Source organism: Trueperaceae bacterium (assembly GCA_019454765.1).
Classification (GTDB): domain Bacteria; phylum Deinococcota; class Deinococci; order Deinococcales; family Trueperaceae; genus JAAYYF01.
This window is the reverse complement of the sequence record JACFNR010000002.1, coordinates 121210-146868: the sequence shown is the minus strand read 5'-3', so window position 1 is coordinate 146868 and position 25659 is coordinate 121210. Positions and strand designations below refer to the sequence as shown.

Genomic DNA, 25659 nt, shown 5'->3' with positions numbered 1-25659 from the left:
GGGGTTCCATTGGTGGAGCCGAGGGGATTCGAACCCCTGACCTTCTGAATGCCATTCAGACGCGCTCCCAACTGCGCCACGGCCCCACGAACTGCTACGACGCGGGCGCTGTCGCCCGGTGAGCGAACGCAAGTGTACTAACGGCGTCGTCGGGGTGTCAACTGAGGTGGCGCCGGTCGCGGCCGCGTGGCGGGGCCTCGAAGCCGAGTGGTCGGACCTGTCGCGGTAGCGCCGCGGCCCGCCCGGCACGCGCTTCCTCGCCCGGTGTAAGTTCCTTGTAAGGAGGCAACGGGCACAATCGGGGCATGACTTTGGGTCGCGACACCGCATCCGGACTGAGGCCAGGCGTGCCGGTGCGGGTGCCGCAGGCCCGCCCCCCCATCCCCTCGCTCGTCAGGCCCGAGCCGGACGCGGCGCCGCGCCTCGCGGAGCTCGTCATCCCGCTCACGCCGGCGCTCGACGTCGCCGAGGGGGTCCCCGCCACCCACGCCATGCGCACGGCGGTGGTGGCAGTGCGGCTGGGTCGCGCCCTCGAGCTCGATCAGGCCACGTTGACGGACCTGTACTACGCGGCGCTCCTCAAGGACCTGGGCGCCACCGCCGCACGCTCCAAGGCGCTTCACACGTTCGGACCCGCCAGCAGCGCCATCTACCACGCGCTGCCGGGCGCCGACCTCTCGTCGCTGGCGGGCTCCATGCGCCTCGCCCTGCCGCTCCTGCGCGCCGGCGGCGAGTGGCGCAGGCGCCTGGCGGGCTTCGTCGACATCACGCTCGGTCGCGCCAACGGGCCCGTCCAGATCGAGCGGTTGCGCGGTCGCACCGGCGCGTCGATCGCGCTCGACATGGGCTTCGGGCGCGGCACCGCCGACGCCATCATCTCGCGCCACGAACGGTGGGACGGCCGCGGCAGGCCCGAGGCGAACTCGGGCGAGGACGTCTCGCTCCTCGGCCGCATCCTGAACGTGGCTCACGTCCTCGTGAGCGCCTGGTTCGAGGGCGGCCCCGCGCAGGCCAGCGCGCGCCTGGCGCGGCTGGCCGGCAACCAGCTCGATCCCGGCGTGGCGCAGCACGCGATCGGCCTTCTGGCCTCCCCGGGCTTCCTGGCCGAGCTGAGCGCCAACGAGCCGGAGCAGGTGGCGCTGGCGGCCGAACCCACGGGCCACGGTTACGTGTCGGCGTCTCGCGCCGACCGCGTGATCGCCGGCTTCGCGCGCTTCATCGACGCCAAGTCGCCATGGACCTACCGTCACTCCGAGCGCGTGCGCGAGCTCGCCACGGGCACGGCCGCGCACCTCGACGCCGCCCTGCAGCTCGGGCCGACCGCGCTGCGACGCTTGAAGCGGGCGGCGCTCCTGCACGACATCGCGCGGCTGGCCACGCCCACCGAGGTGCTCGACAGCCACCGCACCCTGTCGGACGCGGAGATCGAGGTGGTGCGGTCGCAGCGCCCGCTCCTGCGCGCCAGCCTGCCAAGCGTGCTCGACCTCGCCGACCTGGCGCCCGTCACCGAGACGTACGTCAGGGACGAGCAGCCCGCCCTCGCCGACGGGGTCACGCCCCTCGAGGGGGCGCAGCGCGACGAGCTCATCGACACGCTCCTGACGCTCGCGGAGCGGTTCGAGGCCATGACGGCGCCGCGGCCGCACAGGGAGCGGCGGACGTTCGACGAGGCGCTCGGGATGCTCCGCCAGCAGGCGGCGCGGACGGGCGGCCTCGACCAGCTGGTCCTCGCCGGGCTCGAGCGGTTCCTCGCCACGCCCACCGCGGCCGCCGTGCTGGCGCCTCGGACGTTCGACCCGAACGCGATCATGGTCGTGGACTGACGCGCGCCCGGCCCGTCCGCGGCCGCCGCCGGCCCGTCGACCCACACGAGGACGCCCCTCACCTGACGGCGAGGGGCGTCTGCTTGCAGGGCACGGCCGCGCGGCCGAGCGTTAGCGGGTCACTCCTTGTTGTCGGCCTTGGCGGCGCGAGCCGCGGCGCGGTCGCGCTCCTGCCGGCCCACGTCGGTCTTGAGGCGCGACGCCTTGCCGCGCAGCTCGCGCAGGTAGTAGAGCTTGGCGCGGCGCGTGCGGCCGCGGCGCACGACGGCGATCTTGTCGATGAGGGGGGAGTTCACGGGGAACACGCGCTCGACGCCCTCGCCGAATGACACCTTGCGGACCGTGATCGTGCTGCGGGCTCCCTTGCCGTTCTTGCGCGCGATGACCACGCCCTCGAACGCCTGCACGCGCGTCCGGTTGCCCTCGACGACCTTGTAGTCGACGCGGACGGTATCGCCCGTATCGAACTCTGGGAGGTCGGTGCGCACGAAGGGTTGCTCGATAGAGCGCATGATGGCGCCTTTGTTGTACTTCATCGTCGTCTCCAGGTCGGCGACCGGCGAGGTCGCGCTCGTGACCACGGCGCTTGGCGGCCGTGGGGACGCTCGGAGGTGGCGCGAACGGCCGCGCCGCCGGTCGTGCCGGCCTCCGTGCGTCAAGCCTAGCCATCTTAGCCGAACGCGGCCTGCGACTTCAATAGCCGTCGCCGCCCGTAGGGGCGTCCGCCGAGCCGCCCGTCAGCTCCTCCAGCAGGTACTCCAGCCGCGTCCGGGCGTTGTCCTGGGAGCCGAACAGGGAGCGCCGCAACCGGCCGGCGCCGTCGAACACGAACCAGTGGGGCGTGCCCTCGACGCCCCAGGCCCGCGCCAGCTCGCCGGTCAGGTCGAGGGCGACTGGCATGCCCACCCGCGCGTAGTCGGTGACGAACCGCAGCAGCGTGGGCACGACCTGCTCCCGATCGAGGGTCCGGTGCCCGTACGCGGTGTGCACCAACATGGTGCGCACGCGCCCTTCCGACTCGGCCGCCACGCGCTTGATGAAGGGGATCCCGCGCGAGACGCAGCCCGGGCACTCGAGGTTGAAGTACATGACGAGCGTGGCCGCGCCGTGGGCGCCACCCTGCGCCGCCCACGGGGCCGCGGGCGAGCCGCCCGCCACGAACTCCGTCGGCCACGCTAGCTCCATGAGTGAGACGGTACAGGCGAGGGCGCGCACGCAGGGTGCCGCCTGATACTCTCGCCTCCATATGCCGCTAGCCACCTCGGGCCTACACCACGTCACGGCCATCGCCGGCCGCCCTCAAGCCAACATCGAGTTCTACGTGAGGTTGCTTGGCCTCAGGCTGGTCAAGCGCACCGTCAACTACGACGACCCGCAGACCTATCACTTCTACTTCGGCGGTCCGCTGGGACAACCCGGCACCGTGACGTCGTTCTTCCCGTGGCCGGGCGCGGGACCCGCCGTGCGAGGCGCGGGTGAGCCCCTCGCCTTGGCGTACCGGGTGCCCACCGGCATGCTGGCCGCCTGGCGCGCCCGGCTCGACGATCACGGCCTGACGCACTCCGGCCACGAACGCTTCGGCGAGGAGGTGCTCGCCTTCTCCGACCCCGACGGCACGCCCCTCGAGCTGATCGAGGCGGCCCGGGAGGCGCCGCTACTCAACTGGCCGGGCGCCCCCGTGCCCGGCGGGATGGCGCTGCAGGGCCTGCACGCCGTGACGGTCGCCGCCCCTCGCCTCGACGCCACGGTCGCCGCCCTCGAGGGGGCGCTCGGCATGCGCGTGGTGGCTTCGGAGCGCGACGCGACCGGCGCGCGCCGCGTGCGGGTCGGCCCCGGCGCCAACGGCGAGCGGCTCCCCTACCCGGCGGGCGGCTACCTCGACCTATCCGAGGTCCCAGCGCCGGCCCAGGCGCGGCTGGGCAGCGGCAGCGTCCACCACGTGGCCCTGCGCGTGGCGGACGGGGCGCTCGACGAGGCGAGGGAGGCGTTGGCGCTGGCCGGGCTCTCCCCCACCGGGGTGAAGGACAGGAACTACTTCAGGTCGGTCTACTTCAGGGAGCCGGGCGGCGCCGTCTTCGAGGTCGCCACCGACGGACCGGGGTTCACCGTCGACGAGCCCGCCGACGAGCTGGGCCTCGCCTTCAAGCTGCCAGCCTGGCTGGAGAGCGAGCGGGAGTTCCTGCGCGGCCGGCTGCCGGTGACGGCCAGCCCGGAGTACGCGGACCGTTGGGTCAGGTAGCGACCGACGAAGTTCGCTGTGACCGGCGGAACCGTCGGGCATAATGAGCCGCGAGCGTCGAGAGTGACGCTCGCCTCTCGGAGTCGGGAGCCCACCGTATGCCGGACGATGCCGAGTCCCTCGTAGAACGCCTGCGCGCCCTCGCCGCCGCCGCGACGGCCGCGAGCTTCGAGTTCCGCTACGACGAGGCCGTCGGGCGGGGCAACGAGGCGCTGGCGCTCGTCCACCTGGACCCGAGCTCGGCGCCCACGACGTGGGACGAGCACCTGGCGGAGCTCGACCCGGCCGTGCTCGAGCACGTGGCGGCCGCCGCCACCGCCGTGGCCATCTGCACCTTCCGCCAGGCGGACTACATGGGCTCGCTGCTCGTGGCGCGCCTGGAGCTCCAGGCGCGGCAGTGGCTGGGTGACGAGGTCGGGGCGGCCAAGGCCCTGCTGGGTCTCGGCTGGTGCTACCACGCCGTCGGCCTCTACCAGCAGGCGCTCGCCAACCAGTTCCAGGCGCTCGACGCGCTGGAGAAGTTGCGCCCCGACGCGGTGGCGGGACCGCTCAACGGCATCGCCCGCGCCTACTTGGACCTCGGCCAGGTCGACCTGGCGCTCGAGTACGGCGAGCGGGCCCTCCACCACGCCTCCGCCTCCCCCGCGGGCCAGCGCGACCTCGCCATCGCCCTCAGGACGATCGGGCAGGCGCGCCGCGAGCGGGGCGACACGGCGGGCGCCCGGGCCGCGTTCCAGGAGAGCTTCGACAGGTCCGACGCCTACGGCCAACGGCTCGCCAAGCTCAGCCTGGGTCAGCTCGCCATCGACGGGGCGGCCTGGGACGAGGCGCAGCGTCACTTCAGCGAGTGCCTGGAGCGCCTGTCGCCGGAGAGGCGCGAGCTGGTGCAGTGCGAGGCGCTGCTCGGCCTGGGTCGCGTGCACCTCGCCAAGGGCGAGCCGCAGGCGGCGCTCGCCCCGCTTGGCGAGGCCATCGCGCGGAGCTCCGCGGGCGGTTCGCCGGTCGAGGCGGCGGCGGCCCACCGCGCCATGTCGGAGGCCATGGCCACGCTCGGACGGTGGGAGCAAGCGCTGCACCACTTCCAGAACTTCCACCGCCTCAACGAGCGCACCCTGAGGCAGCTGTCCGACCGCCGCACGCAGATCCTGCAGCTCCAGCTCGACGTCGACCGCATGCGCAAGGACCGCGAGATCGACCGGCTGCGCAACGTGGAGCTGGCGCGGGCCTACGCCGACCTGAGCCACCTCCACGAGCAGCTGGAGGCGCAAGCGGCCCGGCTGCGACAGCTGGCCCGCACCGACGAGCTAACGGGCGTGGCCAACCGCCGCGCCTTCGAGGAGCGCCTGGGCGACGAGTTGCTCCGCGCCAAGCGTCTGCAGCGGCCGCTCAGCCTGCTCATGGTGGACCTGGACGACTTCAAGCTCGTTAACGACACGTACACGCACGTCGTCGGCGACGCGGTGCTGCGAGCGACGGCCGAGGCGCTGCTCGAGTGCACGCGCGAGATCGACATGGTTGCACGGGTGGGCGGCGAGGAGTTCATCGTGCTGCTGCCCGAGACCGACGCGGCCGGCGCCCACAGCGTCGCCGCCAAGGTGCTCGAGAGCGTGACGCGCCGCTCGCACGAGGCGCAGGGCCTGGCGGTCACCGCCAGCGTCGGGCTGGCCACGCTGGACGCGCTCGACGACGAGATGTCGCTGCTGAAACGCGCCGACTCGAACCTCTACGAGGCCAAGCGCCGCGGCAAGAACCGGGCCGAGGCGTAGGGGAAGGGTGACGCGGGCCGTCATCATCGCCGTCGGCCTCGGGCTCGCCGGCCTGGCGGTGTCGTTCTGGTTGCTCGGCGAGGACCTCGGCACGGCGCTCGCGGTCCCGGCGTGGGCGTACGCGGCAGGCCTGGGCCTGGCGGCCGTCAACTACGCCGCCGGGGCCCTGCGCCTCGTGATGCTTGCCGCCCGGGCCGGCCGCCGGTTGGGTTACCCGGCCGCGCTGCGCGCCTACGCCCTCGGCCTGTTCACCGCGGCGCTCACGCCGGGCAGCGCCGGCCAGGCGCCCGCCGTGGCCCTGTCGCTCGTGCAGGGCGGCATGAGCCCGGCCGACGCCTGGACCATCAACGTGCGCGTGTGGATCCTCGATCTCGTCTTCCTGGCTTGGTCCGTGCCGCTCAGCGTCCTCGTGCTCGGCCGCTCGACGCGCGTGTTCGCGGGCGCCAGGCCCGAGCTCGTGGCGGCGGTCGCGTTCGTGCTCGCGGGCCTGATGGTCGCCGTCCTCCTGTTCCGGTTGCGGTGGCTCACACGCCTCGCCGCCTGGCTCGTCGGCGTCCCCGGGCTGAGGCGGTGGCGCGCCGGCCTCCGCGTGTTCCTCGAACGCTTCGAGTCAGCCCACGCCAACCTCCGGCCCGCGCCACTGCACCGGCACGCGGCACTGCACCTCACGACCTTCGTGATCTACTTCACGACCTACTTCACGTTCTTCGTGGTCGTGGCCGCCATGCGGCCTGGCGCCTCGCCCCTCGTCGCCATGGCCAGCGCCCAGGTCCCCTCCGTGGCGTCGTCGTTCTTCCCCACGCCGGGCGGCACCGGCCTGCTGGAGGTCGGGACCGCCAGCCTGATGCGGCTGAGCTCCCCCAGCGCCCGCCGCGTCGACGTCCCCGTGGCGCCCGAGGACGCCGGCGCGCGCGGCGACGGTTTCGGCGGTGCGAAGGGCGCGGCCGGCCTCCTCGTCGTGACGGACGACGCCAAGAAGGCGCAGGCCGGCGTGGCCGCGGCCATCCTCGCCTGGCGCGTGCTCACCTACTACCTGCGCATGGTGGTAGGCCTCGCCTGGGGCGGGAGCCTGCTACGGAAGCGGCGGGAGAGCTAGCGCCGCCACGGCATGGCCCAACGCTCGACGAGCTGCAGCACCGCCGTGAGCCCGACTCCGAGCACCATCACGACCACGAGGGCGGCGTACATCTTGGGCGTGCCGAGCACCTGCCAGTAGTAGTAGACGAGGTAACCGACGCCCGTCTTGGCCCGCACGAACTCGACCGCCACGATGACGATGAGGGCCGTCCCGAGGGCGAGGCGCAGGCCGTTGAAGACGATGGGCAACGCGCCGGGCAGGATCACGTGCCTGAGCATCTGCCAGCGGTTCGCGCCGAAGTTGGCGCCCGCCTGCAGCAGCACCTTGTCGATCCCCTGCACGCCCGCCATGGTCGAGAGCGCGACCAGGAAGAACGCCGAGATGGCCACCACGGTCACCTTGGGCCCCTCCCCGAACGGGTCGGGGAACACGAGCATGAGGATCGGGAAGATGGCGATCTTGGGGAGCACGTAGATGGCCGACATGGTGGCGTCGAGCATGGTGCGCACCGTGCGGTTGAGGCCCATGACGATGCCGACCAGCAGCGCCGGGACGGCGCCGAGCACGAACCCGACCAGCACGCGCGACAGGGTGGCCCACACGTGGCTCTCCCTGAAGAGGTCGGCCACGCCGGCCCAGCCGCTCTCGACGAGCCGCGCGGGAGCGAGCCACGGCCGCCCGAGGAGCGAGGTACCCGAGAAACGGTCGTAGTTGACGGTCAGGTCCCACAGGGCGCCGACGATGCGGCTGGGCGGCGGGAACCAGCGGGGGTTCAGGACGCCGCCGGTACTAAGCCACTCCCAGGCGACGAGCACCAGGAGCGGGAAGAGCCAGGCGAGCGCCTTCTCGTAAGGAGCCTGCAGCCGGAACGGCAGCCGCCGCGCCGCGGCTTCCGCCGTCAGCACGAGCAGCACGAACGCCGCCCCGAGTAGCGCCCACCACCAGCGGGTCCACAGGCCGAGCGCCCCGCCCGCCGCGACGAGCGCCACGAGCAGGCCGAGCGGGACGAGCCACTCGCCGTGAGCGCGCCCCGGCCCGTCGCGGCGCGGCGCGCCCCTCACGCCTGGGCCTCCATGGCAAGCCGCACCTCGTCGCGCAGCTCGTCCCAGATGGCCCCGGTGAGGGCGCCGAAGCGCGCCGTGGAGGTCGTGGCGAGGTCGCGCGGCCGCGGCAAGTCGACCGCGAACTCGGACTTCTTGGTGCCCGGGTGCGCCGTCATCAGCACCACCCTGTCGCCGAGCAGCACCGCCTCCTCGATCGAGTGGGTCACGTACAGCACCGTCTTGCGGGTCTCCTCCCAGATGCGCAGCAGCTCCTCCTGCAAGACGGCGCGGGTCTGGGCGTCGAGCGCTCCGAGCGGCTCGTCCATCAGGAGGACCTGCGGGTCGTTGGCGAGCGCCCGCGCGATCGACACGCGCTGCTTCATGCCGCCGGAGATCTGCGAGGGGTAGTAGTGCGCGAAGCGCTTCAGACCCACCTTCGCGAGCCACCTCTCCGCCACCTCGTAGCGCTCAGCCCGACCGACGCCGCGCATCTGCAGGCCGAACGCCACGTTGTCGATGACGGTCTTCCACGGGAAGACGGCGTACTCCTGGAACACCACGTTGTTGAGCGGCTTGCGGGGATCGTCGCCCGGCACGATGCGGGCCTCGCCGGAGGTGAGGTCGTCGAGCCCCGCGAGGATGCGCAGGAACGTCGACTTGCCGCAGCCCGAGGGCCCCACGAGGCAGACGAACTCGCCCTCGCCGACGGTGAGGTCGAACCCCTCCAGGGCCGTGACGGTACCGGCCTTGGAGGGGTAGGTCTTGCCCGCGTTGCGCGCGACGATCTTGGTCGTCATCGCTACCGGATCGACGCGCCCCTCACTGCTGGTACTTGCCGGCGGCTTCCAGGGCCCACTCGGCGAACTCCGTCGTCACGACCTTGGAGAGGTCGATGGGGGCGTCGTAGTCGGTGCGACCGTTCTCGCGGTGCACGCGCTCGACGTCGGCCAGGCCGCTCACGGGGATGGCGAGGTCGGGGTCGTACAGCACGGGCGTGCCGTTGACGATGGCATCCTCCGTCGAGTTGACGTAGTGGAGGTAGGCGGCCACGTTCTCGGGCGCGAGGTAGCCCTCGCCCTGCATCAGCCGGGCGGCGTCGAGCAGCGCGAGCGCGAAGCGCTCGGCGGCCTCGGGGCGTTCGCCGAGGAACTTGCCGGAACCCACGAAGGCGACCGTCATGAGGCCCGGCACGAGGTCGGTGGCGATGGGAACGGCGGTGCCCGCCTCCTCCACCTGATCGGCGTAGGGCGAGCCGAGGAGCGCGGCGTCGATGGAGCCGTTCTCGAACGCCGCGGGGATGTCGGCGTTGCCGAGCGACACGATCTCGACGTCGCGGATGGTGAGCCCGGCGGGCTCCAGCGCCTTGGCGGTGAGGTACTCGCCGCCGCTGCCGGGGCCGCCCGCGAAGGCGACGGTCTTACCCGCCAGGTCGGCCGCCGAGGTGACGGCGCCGGAGGAGTAGAGGTCGGCGCGCACCAACACCTTGGTGGGGCTGTTCACGAACGGCTCGAGGCCGCCGGGGGCGAACACGCGCACGTCGATCCCCTGGTTCCAACCGTTCCACAACGACGTCACGATGGCGATGCCGCCCACGTCGATCTGGCCCTGCTCGAGGAAGGCGATGGCCTCGGTGCCCGAGGCGACGCTCTCGAGGTCGACGTCGAGACCGTACCGTTCGAACAGGCCGCGGTCCTTGGCGACGTACAGGGTCGCGAACTTGAGGATGGGGACGAACGCCACGCGCACCGATTGAGCTGGAGCGAGCGGCGCCACGCCGTGCGTGTCCTGGGCGGACGCGAACAGCAGGCTGGCCGCGACTGTCACGGCGAGGAGCGACTTGGTGAACCGACCGGTCATCGATGCCTCCAGGCGGGACCGAGGCAGGCTGCGCGCGGTCCGGGGGAAGTCAGGCGGCCATGTTACCCCCACGCGCGACCCTCCGGGCACGCGCGGTGCGTCGCGTCCAGCCGGACCTGGACCGACGGCCCCGTTGGGCGGCGGGCCGGGCCGTCGAGGTAGCAATGTCCTGCCCGCCGGCGGCCGGGCTCACGTATCATCAGCGAGTCACCCATGACCCGGCCCCTCTCCCACGTCCCCGCGCCCCCCCGCGTCGGCGCCCGCGCCCCGGCCCTCGTCGCGCCGCGGCGGTCGCCCGTAGCGCCGTGGTGACCCCGAGCCTGGGCGTGGCGTTCATCGGCGGCCTGCTGTCGTTCCTGTCGCCCTGCGTCCTGCCGCTCGTCCCCACTTACCTGGCGTACGTGGGCGGCAGCGCGGAGGCGGAACGCGCCGTGCTCGTCCGCAACGCCCTCTCGTTCATCGCCGGCTTCGCGCTCGTCTTCATCGCCTTGGGCGCCGGCGCCAGCGCGCTCGGGGCCGTCCTGCGGGCCAACCAGCGAGCGCTCATGCTCGGTGGGGGCCTGCTCGTCGTCCTGTTCGGGCTGGTGATGCTCGGGATCGTCAAGCTGCCGTGGCTCTACCGCGACACGCGCATGCAGTACAGCGGCGAGACGCGCACCCCGCTCGGGGCCCTCCTCCTCGGCATGGCGTTCGCGGCGGGCTGGACGCCCTGCATCGGGCCGATCCTCGGCGCCATCCTCACCCTGGCGGGCGCTTCCGGCACGCTGGCAAGCGGGGTTCTCCTCCTAGCCGTCTACGCGCTCGGGCTAGGCGTGCCGTTCCTGCTGGCCGCCCTCCTGCTCGACCCCTTCATGCGCTTCACGAAGGGGTTCAGGCGTTACCTGCCGTGGGTGGAGCGCGTCGCCGGCGTCATCCTCGTGGTGGCGGGAGTGCTGATGCTGACCGGCAAGTACACGGCGCTCAACGCCAAGCTCATCCAGATGACGCCAGGCTGGCTTCTCGACCGCCTGTGAACGCCGCCGCACCTCTGGCGATAGAGCTCAGGGACGTGACGCGGCGCCTGGGCCGCGACCTCGTGCTGCGCGGCGTGAACCTCGAGGTGGCCGCGGGGCGGCTCGTGGTGCTGCGCGGCGCCAACGGGACCGGCAAGACGACCCTATTGAGCCTGCTCGCCACGCGGCTCAGGCCAAGCAGCGGCGAGGCGTTCCTGTTCGGGCACGCCCTACCCGCGCGGAGCCAGCCCGCCAGGGCGCGGTTGGGCCTTCTCAGCGTGGTGGGCGGGAGCTTCCCCATGCTCGACGCCCGCGAGAACCTGCTCCTCGCGCTGGACCTGGCGGGGCGGCGCGGCGCCGCGGCGCCGGTCGACGTCGGGGCGGCGCTGGACACGGTCGGACTGGCCTCCACGGGTGGCAAGCTGGTGCGCACCTTCTCCAGCGGCATGAAGAAGCGCCTGGCGCTGGCGCGGCTCCTCCTCCTCGACCCCGACCTGTGGCTCCTCGACGAGCCGTACGCCGCGCTCGACGACGCCGGCAAGCTCCTGATGGACGACTGCGTGGCTGCCGCCAGGGCCCGCGGCCGCACGGTGTTCATGGCGTCGCACGAGTCGGACCGCGACCACCTCGGGCCCGACGCGGTGCTCGAGCTGGCCGGCGGCGTCCTCCGCCGCCTCGCAGCTGCACCCGCCGCGCCGGCGGACCCCGCGTGAACGACATCCGCGCGGCCCTCGCCGTGGCGCGCAAGGACTTCCTGCAGGAGTTGCGCTCGCGCGCCACCACGGTGGCGACGCTGTTCTTCTCGGGGATCACCCTGGTCATGATGGCGTTCGGCCTCGGCCGCGACCCTGGCCTCATGGCGAGCGCCGCGCCCGGCGTCCTATGGGTCGCCGTGGCGTTCGCCGGGGTGATCGCGGCGGCGCAGAGCTTCCAGGCCGACCTCGAGGAGGGAGCCCTCGAGCAGTTGCTGACGTTCCCGGTGGCGCGGGCCGCGCTGTACCTCGGCAAGCTCGCGGCCAACTGGGTCTACCTGGCGGTGCTCGGCGCCATCATGCTCCCGGTCGCCTTCGGCCTCTACGGCGCCGCCGCCCCCCCGGGCGGTTGGTGGGTGCTCGGCCTCGCCATCCTGCTGGGAAGCCTGGGCTTCGCCACCATCGCCACCTTCTACGCCGGTCTGACCGCCAACCTGCAGGCGCGCGAGGCGCTCCTGCCGGTCCTCATGTTCCCGGTGATCGTGCCGGTGATGCTCGGCGCCGTGCGCGCCACCGAGGCGGCCGTCGCCGGCGGCAGCGACGTGCAGCTCGCCGCGTCGTGGCTACAGCTCCTCGCGGGCTTCGACCTCGTCTACCTGGTGGTGTGCAGCAGCATCTTCCACTTCGTGGTCGACGACTGATGGCGCCGAGCCGCGAGGTGGACCCGTGAAACGCCCCGGGCCGCGGCCCGGCCTTACACTACGCGCGAACGGGGCGCCCGGTCCCCGAGCGACGGTCCGCGGTAGCGACGCGGGACCGACCGGGCCCGCAGGTGAGTCAGGCGCATAGGAGCGAAGAAGATGACGACCAACCCGACGAGAGGAACGAGGCGCCCCACGTGGCTGACGGCGCTTGGCGTCCTGAGCATGCTGCTCTTCGCCTTCGGCATGTACGCCGCGTTCCGCATCAGCCCCCCCGACGCCAACCAGGGCGAGCTCATCCGCGTGATGTACGCCCACGTCCCGGTCGCCTGGATCGGCTTCGTGGCGGTGGGCATCTCCGCCGTCTGGGGGATGCTCTACCTCTGGCGCGGCCGAGCCGTGGACGACGTCCGGGCGCAGGCCAACGCGGAGGCGGCGCTGCTGTTCTCCGTGCTCACGGTGGTGGGCGGCATGACCTACAGCAAGCCGACCCTCAACACCTTCTGGACCTGGGACGCCAAGCTCACCCTCACCGCGCTCATGGTCGCCCTGCTGGTGGGGTACTTCATCGTCAGGGCGCTCATCGAGGAGCCGCAGCGGCGCGGCCGCATCAGCGCGGTCATCATGATCATCGTGCTGGCCAGCCTGCCGTTCAACTACCTCGCGGCCGAGTGGTTCCGCACGCTTCACCCGGCCAAGAGCGTGAACCTCGACGGTAGCGGGGTGCACATGGACCCGACCATGCTCAAGGTCCTGCTGACCAACGTGGTCGCCTCGGGGCTGGTGTTCTTCTACTTCGTCTCGGAGCGCGTCCGCATCGGGCGGCTGGAACGCGCCGCCGGCGCGGCCGCGGAGTCGCCGGCGGAGCAGACCACCAGACGGGAGGTCGTGAGTGTTCGCTGACTTGAGCCACGCCCAGTGGGTGGCGGTGGCGTGGGGAGAACTGCTGCTGACGTACGCGGGTTACCTCCTGTACCTCGCCTGGCGCGCGCGCCGGGCGCGCCGCGCAGGAGGCGGTGGATGAAGCGCATCGTCTACGCGCTCCTCGGTGTCGCCGTCCTCGCCGTCGCGGGGTTCCTGATCGCCCGGGCCCTGCAGTCGTCCCTCGTCTACTTCATCCTCCCGAGCGAGTACGCGCGCGACGCCGCCTCGTTCGACGGCAAGCGCGTGCGCCTCGGTGGCCTGGTGCAGGCCGGCAGCGTGGTCTACGACGACGCCAAGCTCCACCTGACCTTCCAGATCACCGACGGCATCAAGGATTACCCCGTGCGCTACGACGGCGCGCCGCCCGACCTGTTCCAGGAGAACGGCGGCGTCGTCATCGAGGGGCGCTTCCACGACGACGTCTTCGTGGGTGACAACCTGCTCGTGAAGCACAGCGAGAACTACCACCCGCCGGCCGAGGGCGAACCCATCGACGTCGAAGCCCTCAAAGAGTCGCTGCGCTAGGGAGCGGGAACATGTTCAGCCTTCACCTCGGGCCGCTGGGTAGCGCCAGCGTCTTCATCGCCTTCGGCCTGGCCCTGTACGGCGCCCTGGCCGGCGCCATCGGCGCCACGCGCAAGGACGCCCGCCTACAGACCTCGGCCCGCCTCGCCGCCGTCGCCGGCTTCGTGATCACGACCGCCGCCGTGGTGGTCATGCAGGCTGCCCTGCTCGGCGACGACTTCAGCGTCTCCTACGTGGCGAGCCACTCCCGTATCGCCTCCCCGACGTGGGTCAAGATCGTGACGATGTGGGCCGCGCTGGAGGGCTCCATCCTCCTGTGGGCCTGGCTCCTGACGGGCTACACGGCGCTGCTCGCCGTGACGGCGCCACTGAGCCCGTTGCGGCCGTGGGCCATCTCCATCATGCAGGGCGTCCAGGTCTTCTTCCTGGGCGTGGTGGGGTTCCTTGCCAACCCGTTCACGGTGCTGCCGGTGCCGCCGCTCGACGGCCCCGGACCCAACGAGCTGCTGCAGAACCACTGGATGATGTCGGTGCACCCTGTGTTCATGTACCTGGGGTTCGTGGGCCTGACCGTGCCGTTCGCCTACGCGGTGGCGGCGCTCATCACACGGCGCCCAGGCACCGAGTGGATGACGCAGACGCGGCGCTGGATCCTCACCGGGTGGGGCTTCCTGTCGGCGGCCATCGTGGCCGGTGGCTGGTGGAGCTACGAGGTCCTCGGCTGGGGCGGCTACTGGGCCTGGGACCCCGTCGAGAACGTGAGCTTCATGCCGTGGCTCACGGCCACCGCCTTCATCCACAGCGTGCAGGTGCAGGAGCGGCGCCGGATGTTGAAGCCGTGGAACGTCCTCCTGATCATCTCCACCTTCTCGCTCTCGATACTCGGCACGTTCCTCACGCGCTCGGGGGTCGTCTCCTCCGTGCACGCCTTCGGCAACGGCCCGGTCGGACCCGCGTTCCTCGCGTTCTTCCTCGTGGTGACCCTGGCCTCGTTCGGGCTGCTGGCCGTCAGGTGGGACGACGTCAAGGACCGGGCCGACCTCGACTCCGTGGTCAGCCGCGAGGGCAGCTTCCTCGGCGTGAACATCCTCTTCGTGGCGCTCACCGCCGCCGTCTTCCTCGGCACCCTCTTCCCGCTCGTCGTCGAGGCGGTGTCGGGCGCCAAGGTCACCGTCGGCGCGCCGTTCTTCGACCAGGTGACGCTCCCCATCTGGATGCTCGTCTTCCTCCTCATGGGGATCGGGCCGCTCCTGCCGTGGCGCCGCGCGCAGCAGCAGCGCCTCGGGCGCAATCTGGCGTGGATGCTCGGCGCCCTGGTCGTCTCGGGCGCGGTCGCCTGGCTCCTGGGCGTCCACAAGGTGTACCCGCTACTGACGGTCGCGGTGGCCGGTTACAACGTCATGAGCCTGATCCTCCTCCTCAGCGGCGCCCTCGTGCCGAGGTTCCGGCTCTCCAAGCTCGGACCGCTGCGCATCCTGAGGTCGTACGCGGCCGAGTCGCCGCGGCGGACCGGCAGCATGATCGTCCACCTCGCCGTCGTGATCGTGGCGCTCGGCGTGGCGTTCAGTTCCGGTTACCGCGTCGACGAGCAGTTGCGCCTCGACTTCGGCGCCAGCGCCGAGTTCTCGGGGTACACGCTCACCGCCGTCGACCGCTTCATGGAGCGCACGCCGCAGCGCATCAGCGCCGGCGCCATCATCGAGGTGAGCAGGAACGGTCGGCCGGTCACGACGCTGCGGCCCCGCCTCAACCTGTTCGGCGAGGCCGGCAGGACCGTGCCGACGCCCGCCGTCTACTACACGCCGACCCACGACCTGTACCTCAACCTCAACAGCACGGTCGGGCCCGACAGCACCTTCGTCGTGCTGCGCGTCGTGAAGAGCCCGCTCGTCACCTGGATCTGGGTGGGCGGTGCGATCCTGCTCCTCGGCACGGCGTATAGCCTCCGCGGGGCCCGGCGCGGCGTCACCGCTCGCGTGGCTGTCGGCGAGGCACGCGAGGGCGCCGCCCCGTGAAGTACGGTCGGCTGCTCGTCGTGGTGGTCGTGCTGGCGCTGCTGGCGGCGCTGTTCGGTTTCGGGCTCCTGCGCGGCAGTCCCGACCGCGACGTCGCCTCCGTGCTCGTGGGCAAGGCGGCGCCCGCGTTCGACCTGCCGCTCTACGAGCGCTACCAGCCCGAGTACGGCCCCCGCTTCGCGCTGGCCGACCACGTCGGCCGGCCCATGGTCGTCAACTTCTGGGCGTCGTGGTGCCTGCCGTGCTACGAGGAGGCGCCCGTCTTGCAGCGGTTCTGGTCCGAGTACCAGGACGAGGGCGTCCTCGTCGTCGGCGTCCAGACCCAGGACCGCGACAAGCGCTCCGAGGGGCGTGACTTCATCGGGCGCTTCGGCCTGACCTTCCCCAACGCCTACGACAACGACAGCACCGTGAGCGTCGACTGGGCGCTCTACGGCGTGCCGGAGACGTTCTTCCTCGACGCGGCCGGCAACGTCGTCGCCAAGCACGTGGGACCCGTGACCGCCGAGATCCTCGCCAGGAACGTGGAAGCGCTGCTGCGATGACCGCCGCTCGCCCCCGCCCCCTCGCGACGATCGCCCTGCTCGTCCTCGCGGCGCTCCTCGCCGTCGCCTCGGGCCAGGACGTGGAGATCGGCAACCGCGCCTTCGACCTCGCCCGCAACCTGCGCTGCCCCGTGTGCGTCTCGGAGAGCGTGGCCGATTCAAGCGCTCAGATCGCGCAGCAGATGCGCAGCCTCATCCAGGAGAAGGTCGACGAGGGCCTGACCGACCAGCAGATCTACGCCTTCTTCCAGGAGCGTTACGGCGACTGGATCCTCCTCACCCCACCGAAGCGGGGCGTGCACCTGGTGGTGTGGCTGTTGCCGGCCCTGGTCGGGCTCGGCGCCATGGCCTTCGTGGCGGTGCTCGCGCGCCGCTGGTTGGCGGCGTCGCGCGCGCCCGTGTCCGCCTCCGAGGCCGAGCTGGCGCGCGTGCGCCACCTCCTCGCCGAGGCGCCGCCCGCCGACGGAGCCGCGGTCGCCGGCCCGGCGACCGGCGACGTCCGCCGCACGGACGACCAGAGCGGAGACGCCTGATGCTCACCACCATCCTGATCGGCGTCCTCGTGCTGATCGCCTTCTTCTACGCCGCCCTCCCCCTCCTGGCGCCCGGTCAGGCGGACCCTCTCCCCGACGACCGCGACCCGGTGCTCGTCGACCTCACGGAGGAGCGTGACGCCCTCCTACGCGCCATCCGCGAGCTCGACGCGCGCGAGGACCTGCCGCTCGAGCGACGCCGGCAGCTCCACGACCGCTACGAGGCCAAAGCAGCCAGGGTCCTGACGGCCATTGACGAGCGGCGCGGCGCCCTCGGCGGCGCCCTCGGCGGCGCCGGCGACCGGCGGGCGCAACGCGGCGCCGGCAGGCGCGTGCCGGTCGGGGCCGTGGCGGTCCTCGCCATCTCCCTGCTGCTCGCCGCCGCCCTGCCCACCTACCTGCTGCCGCGGGTGTCGGAGTCGGACACCATCACGACCACCGACGTCGACGCCGCCCGCCGCCTGCAGGAGGTGCAACGCGCCGCGCGGGACGACCCGAGCGCCGCCAACCTGCTCGCGCTCGGCGACACCTACCTCGGCCTCCAGCGCGTCGGCGAGGCCGAGGAGGCGTACCGCCGCATCCTGAGCGAGGTCGTGCCGGTCCCGGCGGCCGCCTACAAGCGCCTCGCCATCCTCTCGCTGCAGTCGGATCTGGCGGCGGCGCAGGGCTGGCTGGAGCAGGCGCGCGCCGCCGACCCCGCCGACCCGGAGACGCTCTACCTCCTCGGCGAGGTGGCGTTCGCGCGGCAGGACCTCGCCACCGCGGAAGAGGCCTACGCGGCGTTCGCCGCCACGGCGCAAGGGGCCGCCGACCCGGCCACCGAGCCCCGGTTGGCCCTGATCCGGTCCCTGGTGCCGCTGAGCGCGGCGGCGCAGGCCGACCCCAGCCTCGAGAACCTCATGGCCGTCGGGGACGCCTACTGGGAGGCGGGAGAGCCTCAGCCGGCAGTCGCGAGCTACTTCAAGGTCCTCACCGACCACGACCCGAACCAGCCGCGGGCGCTCGCGCGGACCGGGCAGCTCCTCTACGTCGCGGGGCGGCCGGCCGACGCCGCCAACGCCATCGAGCGCGCGGCCGCCGCCGCCGGCGGGCTCGCGGGCTTGGACGCCGACAGCGTCATGACCCTTGCCGACGCCTACGCCCAGCTGGGCGCCTGGGCCGAGGCCGCCGCCACCTACGACGCCTACGTGGCGCAGGTCGGCCCGGCGGCCGGGGCTGCCGCCGCCGCCCTGGCGGACGCAGCGCGCGCCCAGGCGGCGGGGACGGCCGGCGGGGGCGGCGACGTGCAGGCGCTACCGGTCGTCGGCAGGCAGGTGTTCACCGCCAACTGCGCCGAGTGTCACGGCCTCGGCGGCGAGGGGGGCATGGGGGTGCGGCTCGCCGGCAGCAGCCGCGCCGCCAACGAGGCCAACGTCCGCGACGCGGTCAGGTTCGGGCGGGGCATGATGCCGGCCTTCCAGGCCCGGCTGGAGCCGCGCGACCTCGACGCCGTCGTGGCCTACGTCACCCAGGTGCTGTCGCAGGGCCAGGCCGACCGCCGATGAGCACCCGCGGGGCGCCCCCGGACCCGAGGCGCCGCGAGGTGATCAAGTGGCTCTGGCGCGTCCCGGTCATTGCCGTGGCCGCCGGCGGCGGTTACGGGCTCTACGAGGCCATCAAGGTCCACTTCCTAAAGCGGAGCGCCGCCGCCGAACCGACCTTCGACGAGGTGACGCCGACGCGCGTGGCCGCGCCGGGGGAGTTCGCCGAGGTGTGGGACGGCGTACCCTTCACCCTGCCCACTCCGGCGGGCGGCACCATCCCCGCCCTGGTCGTGCGGCTGCCCGGTCCGATCCCTGGCGATCTGGCACTGAGCACCGCCGTGGCGGATCCGAGCGCCTACCTGGCGGGGTTCAGTCGCGTGTGCACGCATCAGCACTGCACGGTCGTCCTCAACCGCGACATCGACGCCATCAACTTCGGCTTCAACTACCTCACCGACGCGCCGGCGCTCACCTGCCCGTGCCACCTGAGCGTCTTCGATCCGATGCGCGGCGGAAAGGCGGTGAGCGGACCGGCCGTCCTCCCCCTGCCCCGCGTCCGGCTGGAGCTGCTGGACGGGGTCGTGTTCGCTACCGGCCTGGAGCGGACCTGACGGCCGTATCATCACGGTAGACGAGCGGAGCGGCGGGGCGCCCACGGGCGCCGCCGCTTGCCGCCCGAGGAGGAGGAACATGAACCCCCTACTGCGCCTCAAGGAGCTAGGTCAGAGCATCTACCTGGACGAGATCCGCCGTTCCTGGATAAAGGACGGCGAGCTCAAGCGACTCATCGACGAGGACGGCCTTGCCGGCGTGACCTCCAACCCGTCCATCTTCCACAAGGCCATCGCCGACACCGACGACTACGCCGACGCCATCGCCGCGCACGCGCGCGCGGGCGCCACTCCCGAGGCCACGTACGAGGACCTCACGGTGAGCGACATCGCGGCGGCCGCCGACCTCTTCCGCCCGCAGTTCGACGCGTCGGGCGGGATGGACGGCTGGGTGTCGCTCGAGGTCTCGCCCGAACTGGCGCACGACGAGGACGGCACCGTCGCCGAGGGCAAGCACCTGTTCGCGCGCCTCGACAGGCCCAACGCCTTCATCAAGGTGCCGGCAACCGACGCGGGCGTGGGCGCCATCAGGCGCCTGATCGCGGCCGGGGTGAACGTCAACGTGACGCTCCTCTTCGGGCTGCCGCGCTACCGGCAGGTGGCGGAGGCGTTCCTGGCCGGGCTCGAGGAGCGGCAGCGTGCCGGTAAGAGCGTGAACGTGGCGTCGGTAGCGAGCTTCTTCCTGAGCCGCATCGACGTGATGATCGACCCGCAGCTCGACGCGGTCGCCAAGCAGCCGGTCCCGCAGGCGACGGCCGCGCACCAGCTACGCGGCACGGCCGCCATCGCGAGCGCCAGGCGCGCCTACGTGATCTACGAGGAGCTCTTCGGACCCAGCGCCGCCCGCTTCGCCCCCCTCGCGCGCGCCGGCGCCCGCCCGCAGCGCCTGCTGTGGGCGTCGACGAGCACGAAGGACCCCAGCTATCCCGACACGAAGTACGTCGAGCCGCTGATCGGCAAGGACACGATCAACACCCTGCCCCTCACGACGATCGCCGCCTACCGCGACCACGGTGACCCCCGGCTACGCATCTCCGAGGGGGCGAGCGACGCGCAGGCGCTGCTCCAGGCCCTCAGCGGCGTGGGCGTCGACCTCGACGCCGTGACCGCCAAGCTCGAGGCGGAGGGCGTCGAGAAGTTCATCAAGGCGTACAAGGACCTGCTCGCGACCCTGGCGGCGTCCCTGGAGGCGGCCCCCACCAGGAGCTGAAGTGGGCGCCGGCTCCCCGATCGACCCCCGGCGGGCGGGGCCGGCGCGACCGGGCGGCGGCCCGAAGGCCGGTCGCCCCCGCTAGCCGCTCCGCGCGGCCGCGCCGCGTCGCTCCTGTCGCAGCGTCGAGCGCAACAGGAAGAAGTAGCCGACGAGCCCGACCAGCGCCATGCCGAACCACTGGATGGCGTAGCCGAGGTGGGGGCCCTCGTCCGTCGTCAGCGGGGGTAACGGTTCGGGGAGCGCGCCGGCGCTCGGCGGCTCCTGCGTGCGCGCCACGACGTAGGCCGGCACGAGCGGGTACGGCATCTGCGGCGCCAGGCGCTCGACGTCGACGTAGAAGCTCTGCACCAGCGGCCCCGTCGGCGGGTCGTGCGCGGCGACGCCGGCGAGCGGGCCGGTGGGCGGCCGCTGCGGGGAACGGAGCTCGCCTTCCACCTCGACCGGGCCCGCGGGAGGCAGCGCCGCCGCGACCGGCACGGTGTCGTGGTCGTAGGGGACCCAGCCGCGCTCGACGAGGATGGCGGAGCCAGCCCACTGCCCGTTGGTCGCGTCGAGCACGAGCGGCGTGAGCAGGTTGAACCCGGGTCGGCCCGCCAGCGACCTGCCACGCAGCAGCACCTCGTGCGCGGGGTCGAACGTGCCGGAAAGCACCACCTCGAGGTAGTCGCGCACCGCGCCGCCGGGAACGAGCGCCGTGGCCAACGACTCGGGCGGCAGGTGGGCTCGTGCGTCTATGACGGCGTTCACCTCGCGCTTGTGCCCGAGGCGCCGCAGTTGCCAGAAGCCGAAGTTGACGAAGGCCACCACGAGCGCGAGCGCCAGCGCGTGCCCTGCCAGCCAACGCCCACGCAGCAGCACGTGCCGGCTCAGAAGATGACGCGGTCCAGCGCCATGACCAGGAAGAGGAGCGCCAGGTAGCTCATCGAGTACTTGTAGAGCGGCAGGGCGGTGGCGCGATCGACGCTCTGCCCCGAGCGCATGACCTGGAAGATGCTCACCATGCGCGCGGCGAGCACGACGTTCAGGACGAGGGCGGCCAGGAAGTAGGCCACGCTGAACTGGTGCAAGAAGAACGGCAGCACCGTGAGCACCACGGTAAGCACCGTGTAGAAGATCATCTGCATGATCGTGGCGCGCTCGCCGATGACGGCGGGGGCCATCGGCACCCCGACGTTGGCGTAATCCTTCTTGACCATGAGGGCCAGCGCCCAGAAGTGGACGGGCGTCCACACGAAGACGACGGCGAACAGAACCCAGGCGAGCAGGCTCAGGTCGCCCGTGACGGCGGCCCACCCGACCAGGGGCGGGATGGCGCCGGCCGCGCCGCCGATGACGATGTTCTGCCACGTCCGGCGCTTGAGCCACATGGTGTAGATGAGCACGTAGAAGGCGATGCCGGCCCAACTGAGGAACGCGGCCAGGAGGTTCGACGTGAGCGCGATGATCGCGAAGGAGAGGAGCGTGAGCGCCACCGCGAACACGAGGGCGTTGCGGGGCGTGACCGAGCCGCGCACCATGGGCCGCTTGGCGGTGCGCTTCATGTTCACGTCGATGTCGGCGTCGTACACCATGTTGTAGACGCCGGCGGCGCCGGCCGACATGAACCCGCCCACGAGCATCCCGAGGAGCGCCAGCCAATCGGGCATGCCCTTGGCGGCGATGAACATGGCCCCGACGGTCGTGAGGAGCAGTAGCGAGATGACCTTCGGCTTGGTGAGGATGAAGTAGTCGCGCACGGTCGCGCGCGCGGGGGTCCCCGGCGTGGTCGCGGTGTCTGTCACGGTCTAGCGCTCCCCATCACGGCGCCACGGCCGGCGCCGGCTGCGAGCGCCGCGGGGCGCCCGCCCAGAAGTTGGATGGTCGTGGCCGAGAGCAGCGCGTACGCGCCGGTAGCCACCGCCAGGTGGACGACCTGGAGGGCGAGGGGGGCCAGGAGACCGAGGTTGGCCGCGCCGATCGCGAGCTGGACGACGTACACCCCCAAGAGCGCCCGCGACGTGCGCCTGGCGCCAGGCACCGACTTGAGCCACCACGCCATGCCGAGGCTAAGGAAGAGGTACGTCCCCACGGCGATGGCGATCAGGGGATGGAGGATGCGCAGCCGGACGAGGAGGTGCGAGCCGGCCGCGAAGTCGGCCCTGAGCCCCGCGGCGAGCGATTCGGGCGGGAACATCGTGTTGCCCATGGCCGCGATCCCACCCGTGAACATCAGGACGAGCATGAGCGCGAGCCCGAGGGTCGTGACCGTGGCGAGGCCGGCCTGCGCCCCGAGCCTCAACGGGTAGTCGGGCCGCCGTGGCGCGGCGAAGACGACGGTCCCCGCCAGCGCGCCGACGAGCAGCATCGAGTTGACGAGGTGGGAGGCGACCCACACGCCGCGCGCCGCGCTGGTGTTCTCTCCCGTCATGCCGAGCAGGACGGTGGCGCCGCCGATGAGTGCCTCGAGCACGAGGAAGCCGAAGGCGAGGCCGGCGAAGGCCGCCAGCCCCGGGTTGTCGCGCCTGCCGCGCAGCGCGAAGAGCAGGAGCAGCGCGCCGACGACGAGGACGCCGCCCGAGAGCAGGCGGTGACTGAACTCGATCAACGTCTCGATGGACGGGGCGACGGGCAGCACCTCGCCGTTGCAGGTCGGCCAGTGGCTCCCGCAGCCGGCACCCGAACCCGTGCCGCGCACGACGGCCCCCTGTAGTATCACGACGGCGTTGCCGACCAGCGCCGTCCATGCCAACGGCAATGTGTACCGGTTCACGTGCTTTTAGGCCCGCTTCCTTGCCCTGGCCGGTGGCCCCGGGCGTTCGCGCCCGTTGCCGGCCTCGCCAGGGGTCCGACCCGACGGCCGAGCGCCACATGGTACCAGAGGGTCCGGCGCGGGGGCGCCCACCGCGGAGCCCGGCGCTCGGCGGCGGCGCGTTGTGCCGACGGGAACGGCACACGGCCTTCTCACAGATGTTGGCGATGATTGGACGCGGCGCCACCGTGACGGCCCGGCGGACGCGACCCGCTCCCTACCGCTCACGACGAGGGTGTTACACTCGCCGCACCGAATCGGCCCTGCGGAGGACACGTTGACCAGGATCTTCAAGAGCACCCACCTGCTGAAGCTTGCGCTCGCCGCGCTGCTTCTGGCTGCGGCGAGCGGAGCCCTCGCGCAGGAGGCCGAGCCCGACACCCTCGACGCCGCCACTCTGATCGAGAACGGTGCTTTCTACCTCGACCGTGGCGACTGCGCGCTGGCTCAGTTCTTCTACCAGGAGGCGCTGCGCACCGAGCCCGACAACGCGACGGCCCTCGTCGGGAAGGGTCGGGCGCTCGCCTGCCAGAGCGCGTTCCCGGCCGCCATCGAGGCGTTCCAGGCCGCGCAGGCTGCGAACCCCAACCTGGTGGACGCGAACATCTACCTCGCCATCACCTACCAGAACCAGTACCAGGCCGACCCGACGGCTTACGCCGGGCGCCTGGCGGACGCGCTCGACACCATCCAGCGCGCCGAGCGGCTCAAGCCCGACGACTGGCGGGTGCAGAACACCAAGGGCGTCATCCAGTACCTGCTCGGCGACCTGACGGCGGCCCGCACGACCCTCGAGCGTGCCGTCACCCTCGTCGCCGCCGACACGAGCACCTCCGCCCTGTCGGCCAACGAGAAGAGCACCGTCCACGTGAACCTGGGCCGCGTGTACCGCGACCTCTCCCAGCTCGACCTGGCGCTGCAGGCGTTCCGGCGCGCGGTCGTCATCGACCCGTCCAGCTCCACCGCCCACAACAACCTGGGCAACATCGCCTTCCGGCTCGGCGACTGCGCCACGGCGGAGTACGAGCTCTCGCAGGCCGCCAGCCTCGCGCCACAGTCGGTGTCGGCCGTGTCGCAACTCGGCATCGCCCTGTTCGAGTGCGGCGACGTGGCGGGCAGCGTGCCGAAGCTCGAGGCGGCCGTCGCCCTCGACGGCGCGGTGTTCCTCCCGCCCATCTACACCTACCTGGCGCGCGCCTACCTGGCGATCGGGCGCGTCGACGACGCGGTCAAGTACGCCCAGTACGGCTCCGTCCTACCGCCGCAGTCGGCCGACGCCTACTACTGGCTCGGCAAGGCCTACCAGGGCCGGGGCGGCAGCGGCGACGCGGCCAACGCGCAGCGCGCCTTCGAGAGCGCCCTCGAGCTCGACCCCAACTACGCGGACGCCCGCAAGGAGCTCGGCCGGTAGCGCCGCAACGCCGGCACCGCGGGGCTGCAGGCGCGGCGCCCGGAGGTTCGCTCGGGGCGCCGCTTTACTAGCCTCGGCCGGGCGGGTATACTCGGTAGGTTTGGCTGGCGGTAGCGGGATGTCCGCCATGACCGACCGAGTATTGGGCGCAGCCCGACTAGCATCGCCAACTGCGACCAGACCGCGCAGACCACCCTCACCGAAGCGCCGAGCGGCAACCGCTCCGCGTGCTGCCGTGAGGAGGAGCAGAGCGGGGAGGTCCGCGGCCACCTGGGCCGTTCCGGCGCGGCGAACGGGCGCACCGATATCGACCTCAACATCCCGCCCTGGAGGAACGACGTGTCTTACCTCGGAATGAAGCAGCTCCTCGAAGCCGGCGTCCACTTCGGCCACGAGACGAAGCGGTGCAACCCGAAGATGAAGCGCTACATCTTCGCGGAGCGCAACGGCATCTTCATCATCGACCTGCAGAAGACCCTGGTCGAGAGCGAGAAGTCGTTCGACTTCCTGCGCGACCTGGCCGGCCGCGGCGGCACCATCCTGTTCGTCGGCGCCAAGAAGCAGGCGCAGGAGATCCTCGCCGCCGAGGCCAAGCGCTGCGGCATGCCGTACATCAACGAACGGTGGCTCGGCGGCCTGCTCACCAACTTCAAGACGATCCGCACCCGCGTCGAGCGCCTGCGCGAGCTCGAGGGCATGTTCGAGGACGAGTCGATCCTCCGCTTCACGAAGAAGGAGCAGATCGACCTCGGCAAGGAGCTGCAGCGGCTGCAGCGTTACCTGGGCGGCATCCGCGACCTCAACCGCCTCCCGGACGCGCTCTTCATCATCGACCCCGCCAAGGAAGCGATCGCCGTCAAGGAGGCCAACAAGCTCGACATCCCCGTCGTCGCCCTGGCCGACACCGACTCCGATCCCGACGTCCTCGACTTCATCATCCCCGGCAACGACGACGCCATCCGCTCCATCCAGCTCGTCACGGCCCGCCTGGCCGACGTCATCATCGAGATGCGCGGCGGCGAGGACGTGGCGGCGGCCGAGCCGCCCGTCGCCGACCAGGAGACGCTGAGCATGCCCGTGTCGGAACCCGAGCGGATGATCCAGGAGGCGGCCGCCGCCGCCGAGGGCGACGCGACGCCCTCGCCCGCGGCCGCCCCCCGCGCGTCCGAGGAGGTCACCAGGGTGGCCGAGGACGCGGACGCTGCGAACGCCGAGTGACGCCGCGCCGCGGTCGCCCGGGCGCGCCCGGGCGCTCGCGGGGCACCGGTCGAGTCGTCGAGCGGTGAGGAGCGCCTTGGGGCGCCCTCGCCGTGACAGCCCCGCCGAGTAGCGGGGGCGTCCCGCCCAGCGGGACCGAAGGGAAGAAGCGAGATGGCAGTG

Annotated in this window: 25 protein-coding genes and 1 tRNA gene; 17 read left to right on the top strand and 9 right to left on the bottom strand. The window is 72.1% G+C overall.

What is annotated here, in order from left to right:
* Positions 1-10: 10 nt before the first annotated feature.
* A tRNA-Ala gene (locus H3C53_01525) sits at positions 11-86 on the bottom strand.
* A 219-nt stretch (positions 87-305) separates the two neighbouring features.
* On the opposite strand from H3C53_01525, the gene H3C53_01520 reads away from it, so the two are divergent.
* The gene (locus H3C53_01520; protein MBW7915358.1) at positions 306-1823 is read left to right on the top strand and encodes a hypothetical protein; all 1518 of its coding nucleotides are present in this window, start codon (positions 306-308) and stop codon (positions 1821-1823) included.
* 119 nt (positions 1824-1942) lie between these two features.
* On the opposite strand, the gene rplS is transcribed toward H3C53_01520, so the two are convergent.
* Together rplS and H3C53_01510 are read right to left on the bottom strand one after the other, a co-directional pair.
* Complete coding sequence (rplS, locus tag H3C53_01515; protein MBW7915357.1) at positions 1943-2359, bottom strand: 50S ribosomal protein L19; 417 nt, start codon at positions 2357-2359, stop codon at positions 1943-1945.
* A gap of 157 nt (positions 2360-2516) precedes the next feature.
* Positions 2517-2912 (bottom strand): TlpA family protein disulfide reductase, encoded by a 396-nt coding sequence (locus H3C53_01510; GenBank protein ID MBW7915356.1) that lies wholly within the window; start codon positions 2910-2912, stop codon positions 2517-2519.
* Positions 2913-3069: 157 nt separating this feature from the next.
* Between H3C53_01510 and H3C53_01505 the strand changes: the two genes are divergently transcribed.
* From H3C53_01505 to H3C53_01495, 3 genes are all read left to right on the top strand, one after another.
* Positions 3070-4062, top strand: a complete 993-nt coding sequence (locus H3C53_01505) for a VOC family protein (protein ID MBW7915355.1) — start codon at positions 3070-3072, stop codon at positions 4060-4062.
* A gap of 98 nt (positions 4063-4160) precedes the next feature.
* Entirely contained in the window at positions 4161-5828 is a 1668-nt protein-coding gene (locus H3C53_01500; GenBank protein ID MBW7915354.1) for a diguanylate cyclase, read from the top strand.
* A 7-nt stretch (positions 5829-5835) separates the two neighbouring features.
* A complete protein-coding gene (locus tag H3C53_01495) occupies positions 5836-6924 on the top strand; it encodes a flippase-like domain-containing protein (protein ID MBW7915353.1) in 1089 nt (362 codons plus the stop codon).
* Here H3C53_01495 and H3C53_01490 read toward each other — a convergent pair.
* Genes H3C53_01490 through H3C53_01480 form a run of 3 tightly spaced genes read right to left on the bottom strand, consistent with a single transcriptional unit; the run spans position 6921 to position 9806 of the window.
* Positions 6921-7967 (bottom strand): ABC transporter permease, encoded by a 1047-nt coding sequence (locus H3C53_01490; GenBank protein ID MBW7915352.1) that lies wholly within the window; start codon positions 7965-7967, stop codon positions 6921-6923. The two genes, H3C53_01495 and H3C53_01490, sit on opposite strands and share 4 nt — an antisense overlap.
* Positions 7964-8746, bottom strand: a complete 783-nt coding sequence (locus H3C53_01485) for an ABC transporter ATP-binding protein (GenBank protein MBW7915351.1) — start codon at positions 8744-8746, stop codon at positions 7964-7966. The genes H3C53_01490 and H3C53_01485 overlap by 4 nt, the downstream gene beginning before the upstream one ends.
* A gap of 22 nt (positions 8747-8768) precedes the next feature.
* Entirely contained in the window at positions 8769-9806 is a 1038-nt protein-coding gene (locus H3C53_01480; GenBank protein ID MBW7915350.1) for an NrtA/SsuA/CpmA family ABC transporter substrate-binding protein, read from the bottom strand.
* Between the two features lie 164 nt (positions 9807-9970).
* Here H3C53_01480 and H3C53_01475 point away from each other — a divergent pair, with 164 nt between their 5' ends.
* The 11 genes from H3C53_01475 to tal all read left to right on the top strand — a co-directional run bounded on the left by H3C53_01475 (position 9971) and on the right by tal (position 20077).
* Positions 9971-10819, top strand: coding sequence for a cytochrome c biogenesis protein CcdA (locus tag H3C53_01475; protein MBW7915349.1), 849 nt, complete (start codon positions 9971-9973; stop codon positions 10817-10819).
* Positions 10816-11511: an ATP-binding cassette domain-containing protein gene (locus H3C53_01470; GenBank protein ID MBW7915348.1), complete on the top strand. Its 696-nt coding sequence runs from the start codon at positions 10816-10818 to the stop codon at positions 11509-11511. The genes H3C53_01475 and H3C53_01470 overlap by 4 nt, the downstream gene beginning before the upstream one ends.
* Positions 11508-12191 carry a heme exporter protein CcmB gene (locus H3C53_01465; protein MBW7915347.1) on the top strand — a complete coding sequence of 228 codons (684 nt, stop codon included), beginning with the start codon at positions 11508-11510 and terminating at the stop codon, positions 12189-12191. Before H3C53_01470 ends, H3C53_01465 begins: the two co-directional genes overlap by 4 nt.
* A gap of 159 nt (positions 12192-12350) precedes the next feature.
* Positions 12351-13094, top strand: a complete 744-nt coding sequence (gene ccsA, locus H3C53_01460) for a cytochrome c biogenesis protein CcsA (GenBank protein MBW7915346.1) — start codon at positions 12351-12353, stop codon at positions 13092-13094.
* A 117-nt stretch (positions 13095-13211) separates the two neighbouring features.
* A complete protein-coding gene (ccmE, locus tag H3C53_01455; protein MBW7915345.1) occupies positions 13212-13640 on the top strand; it encodes a cytochrome c maturation protein CcmE in 429 nt (142 codons plus the stop codon).
* 11 nt (positions 13641-13651) lie between these two features.
* Positions 13652-15655: a heme lyase CcmF/NrfE family subunit gene (locus H3C53_01450; GenBank protein ID MBW7915344.1), complete on the top strand. Its 2004-nt coding sequence runs from the start codon at positions 13652-13654 to the stop codon at positions 15653-15655.
* A complete protein-coding gene (locus H3C53_01445; protein MBW7915343.1) occupies positions 15652-16200 on the top strand; it encodes a TlpA family protein disulfide reductase in 549 nt (182 codons plus the stop codon). Before H3C53_01450 ends, H3C53_01445 begins: the two co-directional genes overlap by 4 nt.
* A complete protein-coding gene (locus H3C53_01440) occupies positions 16197-16733 on the top strand; it encodes a cytochrome c-type biogenesis protein CcmH (GenBank protein MBW7915342.1) in 537 nt (178 codons plus the stop codon). The genes H3C53_01445 and H3C53_01440 overlap by 4 nt, the downstream gene beginning before the upstream one ends.
* Entirely contained in the window at positions 16733-18277 is a 1545-nt protein-coding gene (locus H3C53_01435; GenBank protein ID MBW7915341.1) for a c-type cytochrome, read from the top strand. The genes H3C53_01440 and H3C53_01435 overlap by 1 nt, the downstream gene beginning before the upstream one ends.
* Before the next feature lie 38 nt (positions 18278-18315).
* Positions 18316-18867 carry a Rieske 2Fe-2S domain-containing protein gene (locus H3C53_01430; protein ID MBW7915340.1) on the top strand — a complete coding sequence of 184 codons (552 nt, stop codon included), beginning with the start codon at positions 18316-18318 and terminating at the stop codon, positions 18865-18867.
* A gap of 79 nt (positions 18868-18946) precedes the next feature.
* Entirely contained in the window at positions 18947-20077 is a 1131-nt protein-coding gene (gene tal, locus H3C53_01425; GenBank protein ID MBW7915339.1) for a transaldolase, read from the top strand.
* Positions 20078-20158: 81 nt separating this feature from the next.
* Here tal and H3C53_01420 read toward each other — a convergent pair whose 3' ends face one another.
* Genes H3C53_01420 through H3C53_01410 form a run of 3 tightly spaced genes read right to left on the bottom strand, consistent with a single transcriptional unit; the run spans position 20159 to position 22829 of the window.
* Complete coding sequence (locus H3C53_01420; GenBank protein ID MBW7915338.1) at positions 20159-20938, bottom strand: SURF1 family protein; 780 nt, start codon at positions 20936-20938, stop codon at positions 20159-20161.
* 8 nt (positions 20939-20946) lie between these two features.
* On the bottom strand, positions 20947-21861 hold the full coding sequence (locus tag H3C53_01415) for a protoheme IX farnesyltransferase (protein MBW7915337.1): 915 nt from the start codon (positions 21859-21861) through the stop codon (positions 20947-20949).
* Positions 21858-22829 carry a COX15/CtaA family protein gene (locus tag H3C53_01410; GenBank protein ID MBW7915336.1) on the bottom strand — a complete coding sequence of 324 codons (972 nt, stop codon included), beginning with the start codon at positions 22827-22829 and terminating at the stop codon, positions 21858-21860. The genes H3C53_01415 and H3C53_01410 overlap by 4 nt, the downstream gene beginning before the upstream one ends.
* 316 nt (positions 22830-23145) lie before the next feature.
* Between H3C53_01410 and H3C53_01405 the strand changes: the two genes are divergently transcribed.
* Entirely contained in the window at positions 23146-24279 is a 1134-nt protein-coding gene (locus tag H3C53_01405) for a tetratricopeptide repeat protein (GenBank protein ID MBW7915335.1), read from the top strand.
* Between the two features lie 339 nt (positions 24280-24618).
* Entirely contained in the window at positions 24619-25497 is an 879-nt protein-coding gene (rpsB, locus tag H3C53_01400; protein MBW7915334.1) for a 30S ribosomal protein S2, read from the top strand.
* Positions 25498-25659: the final 162 nt, after the last annotated feature.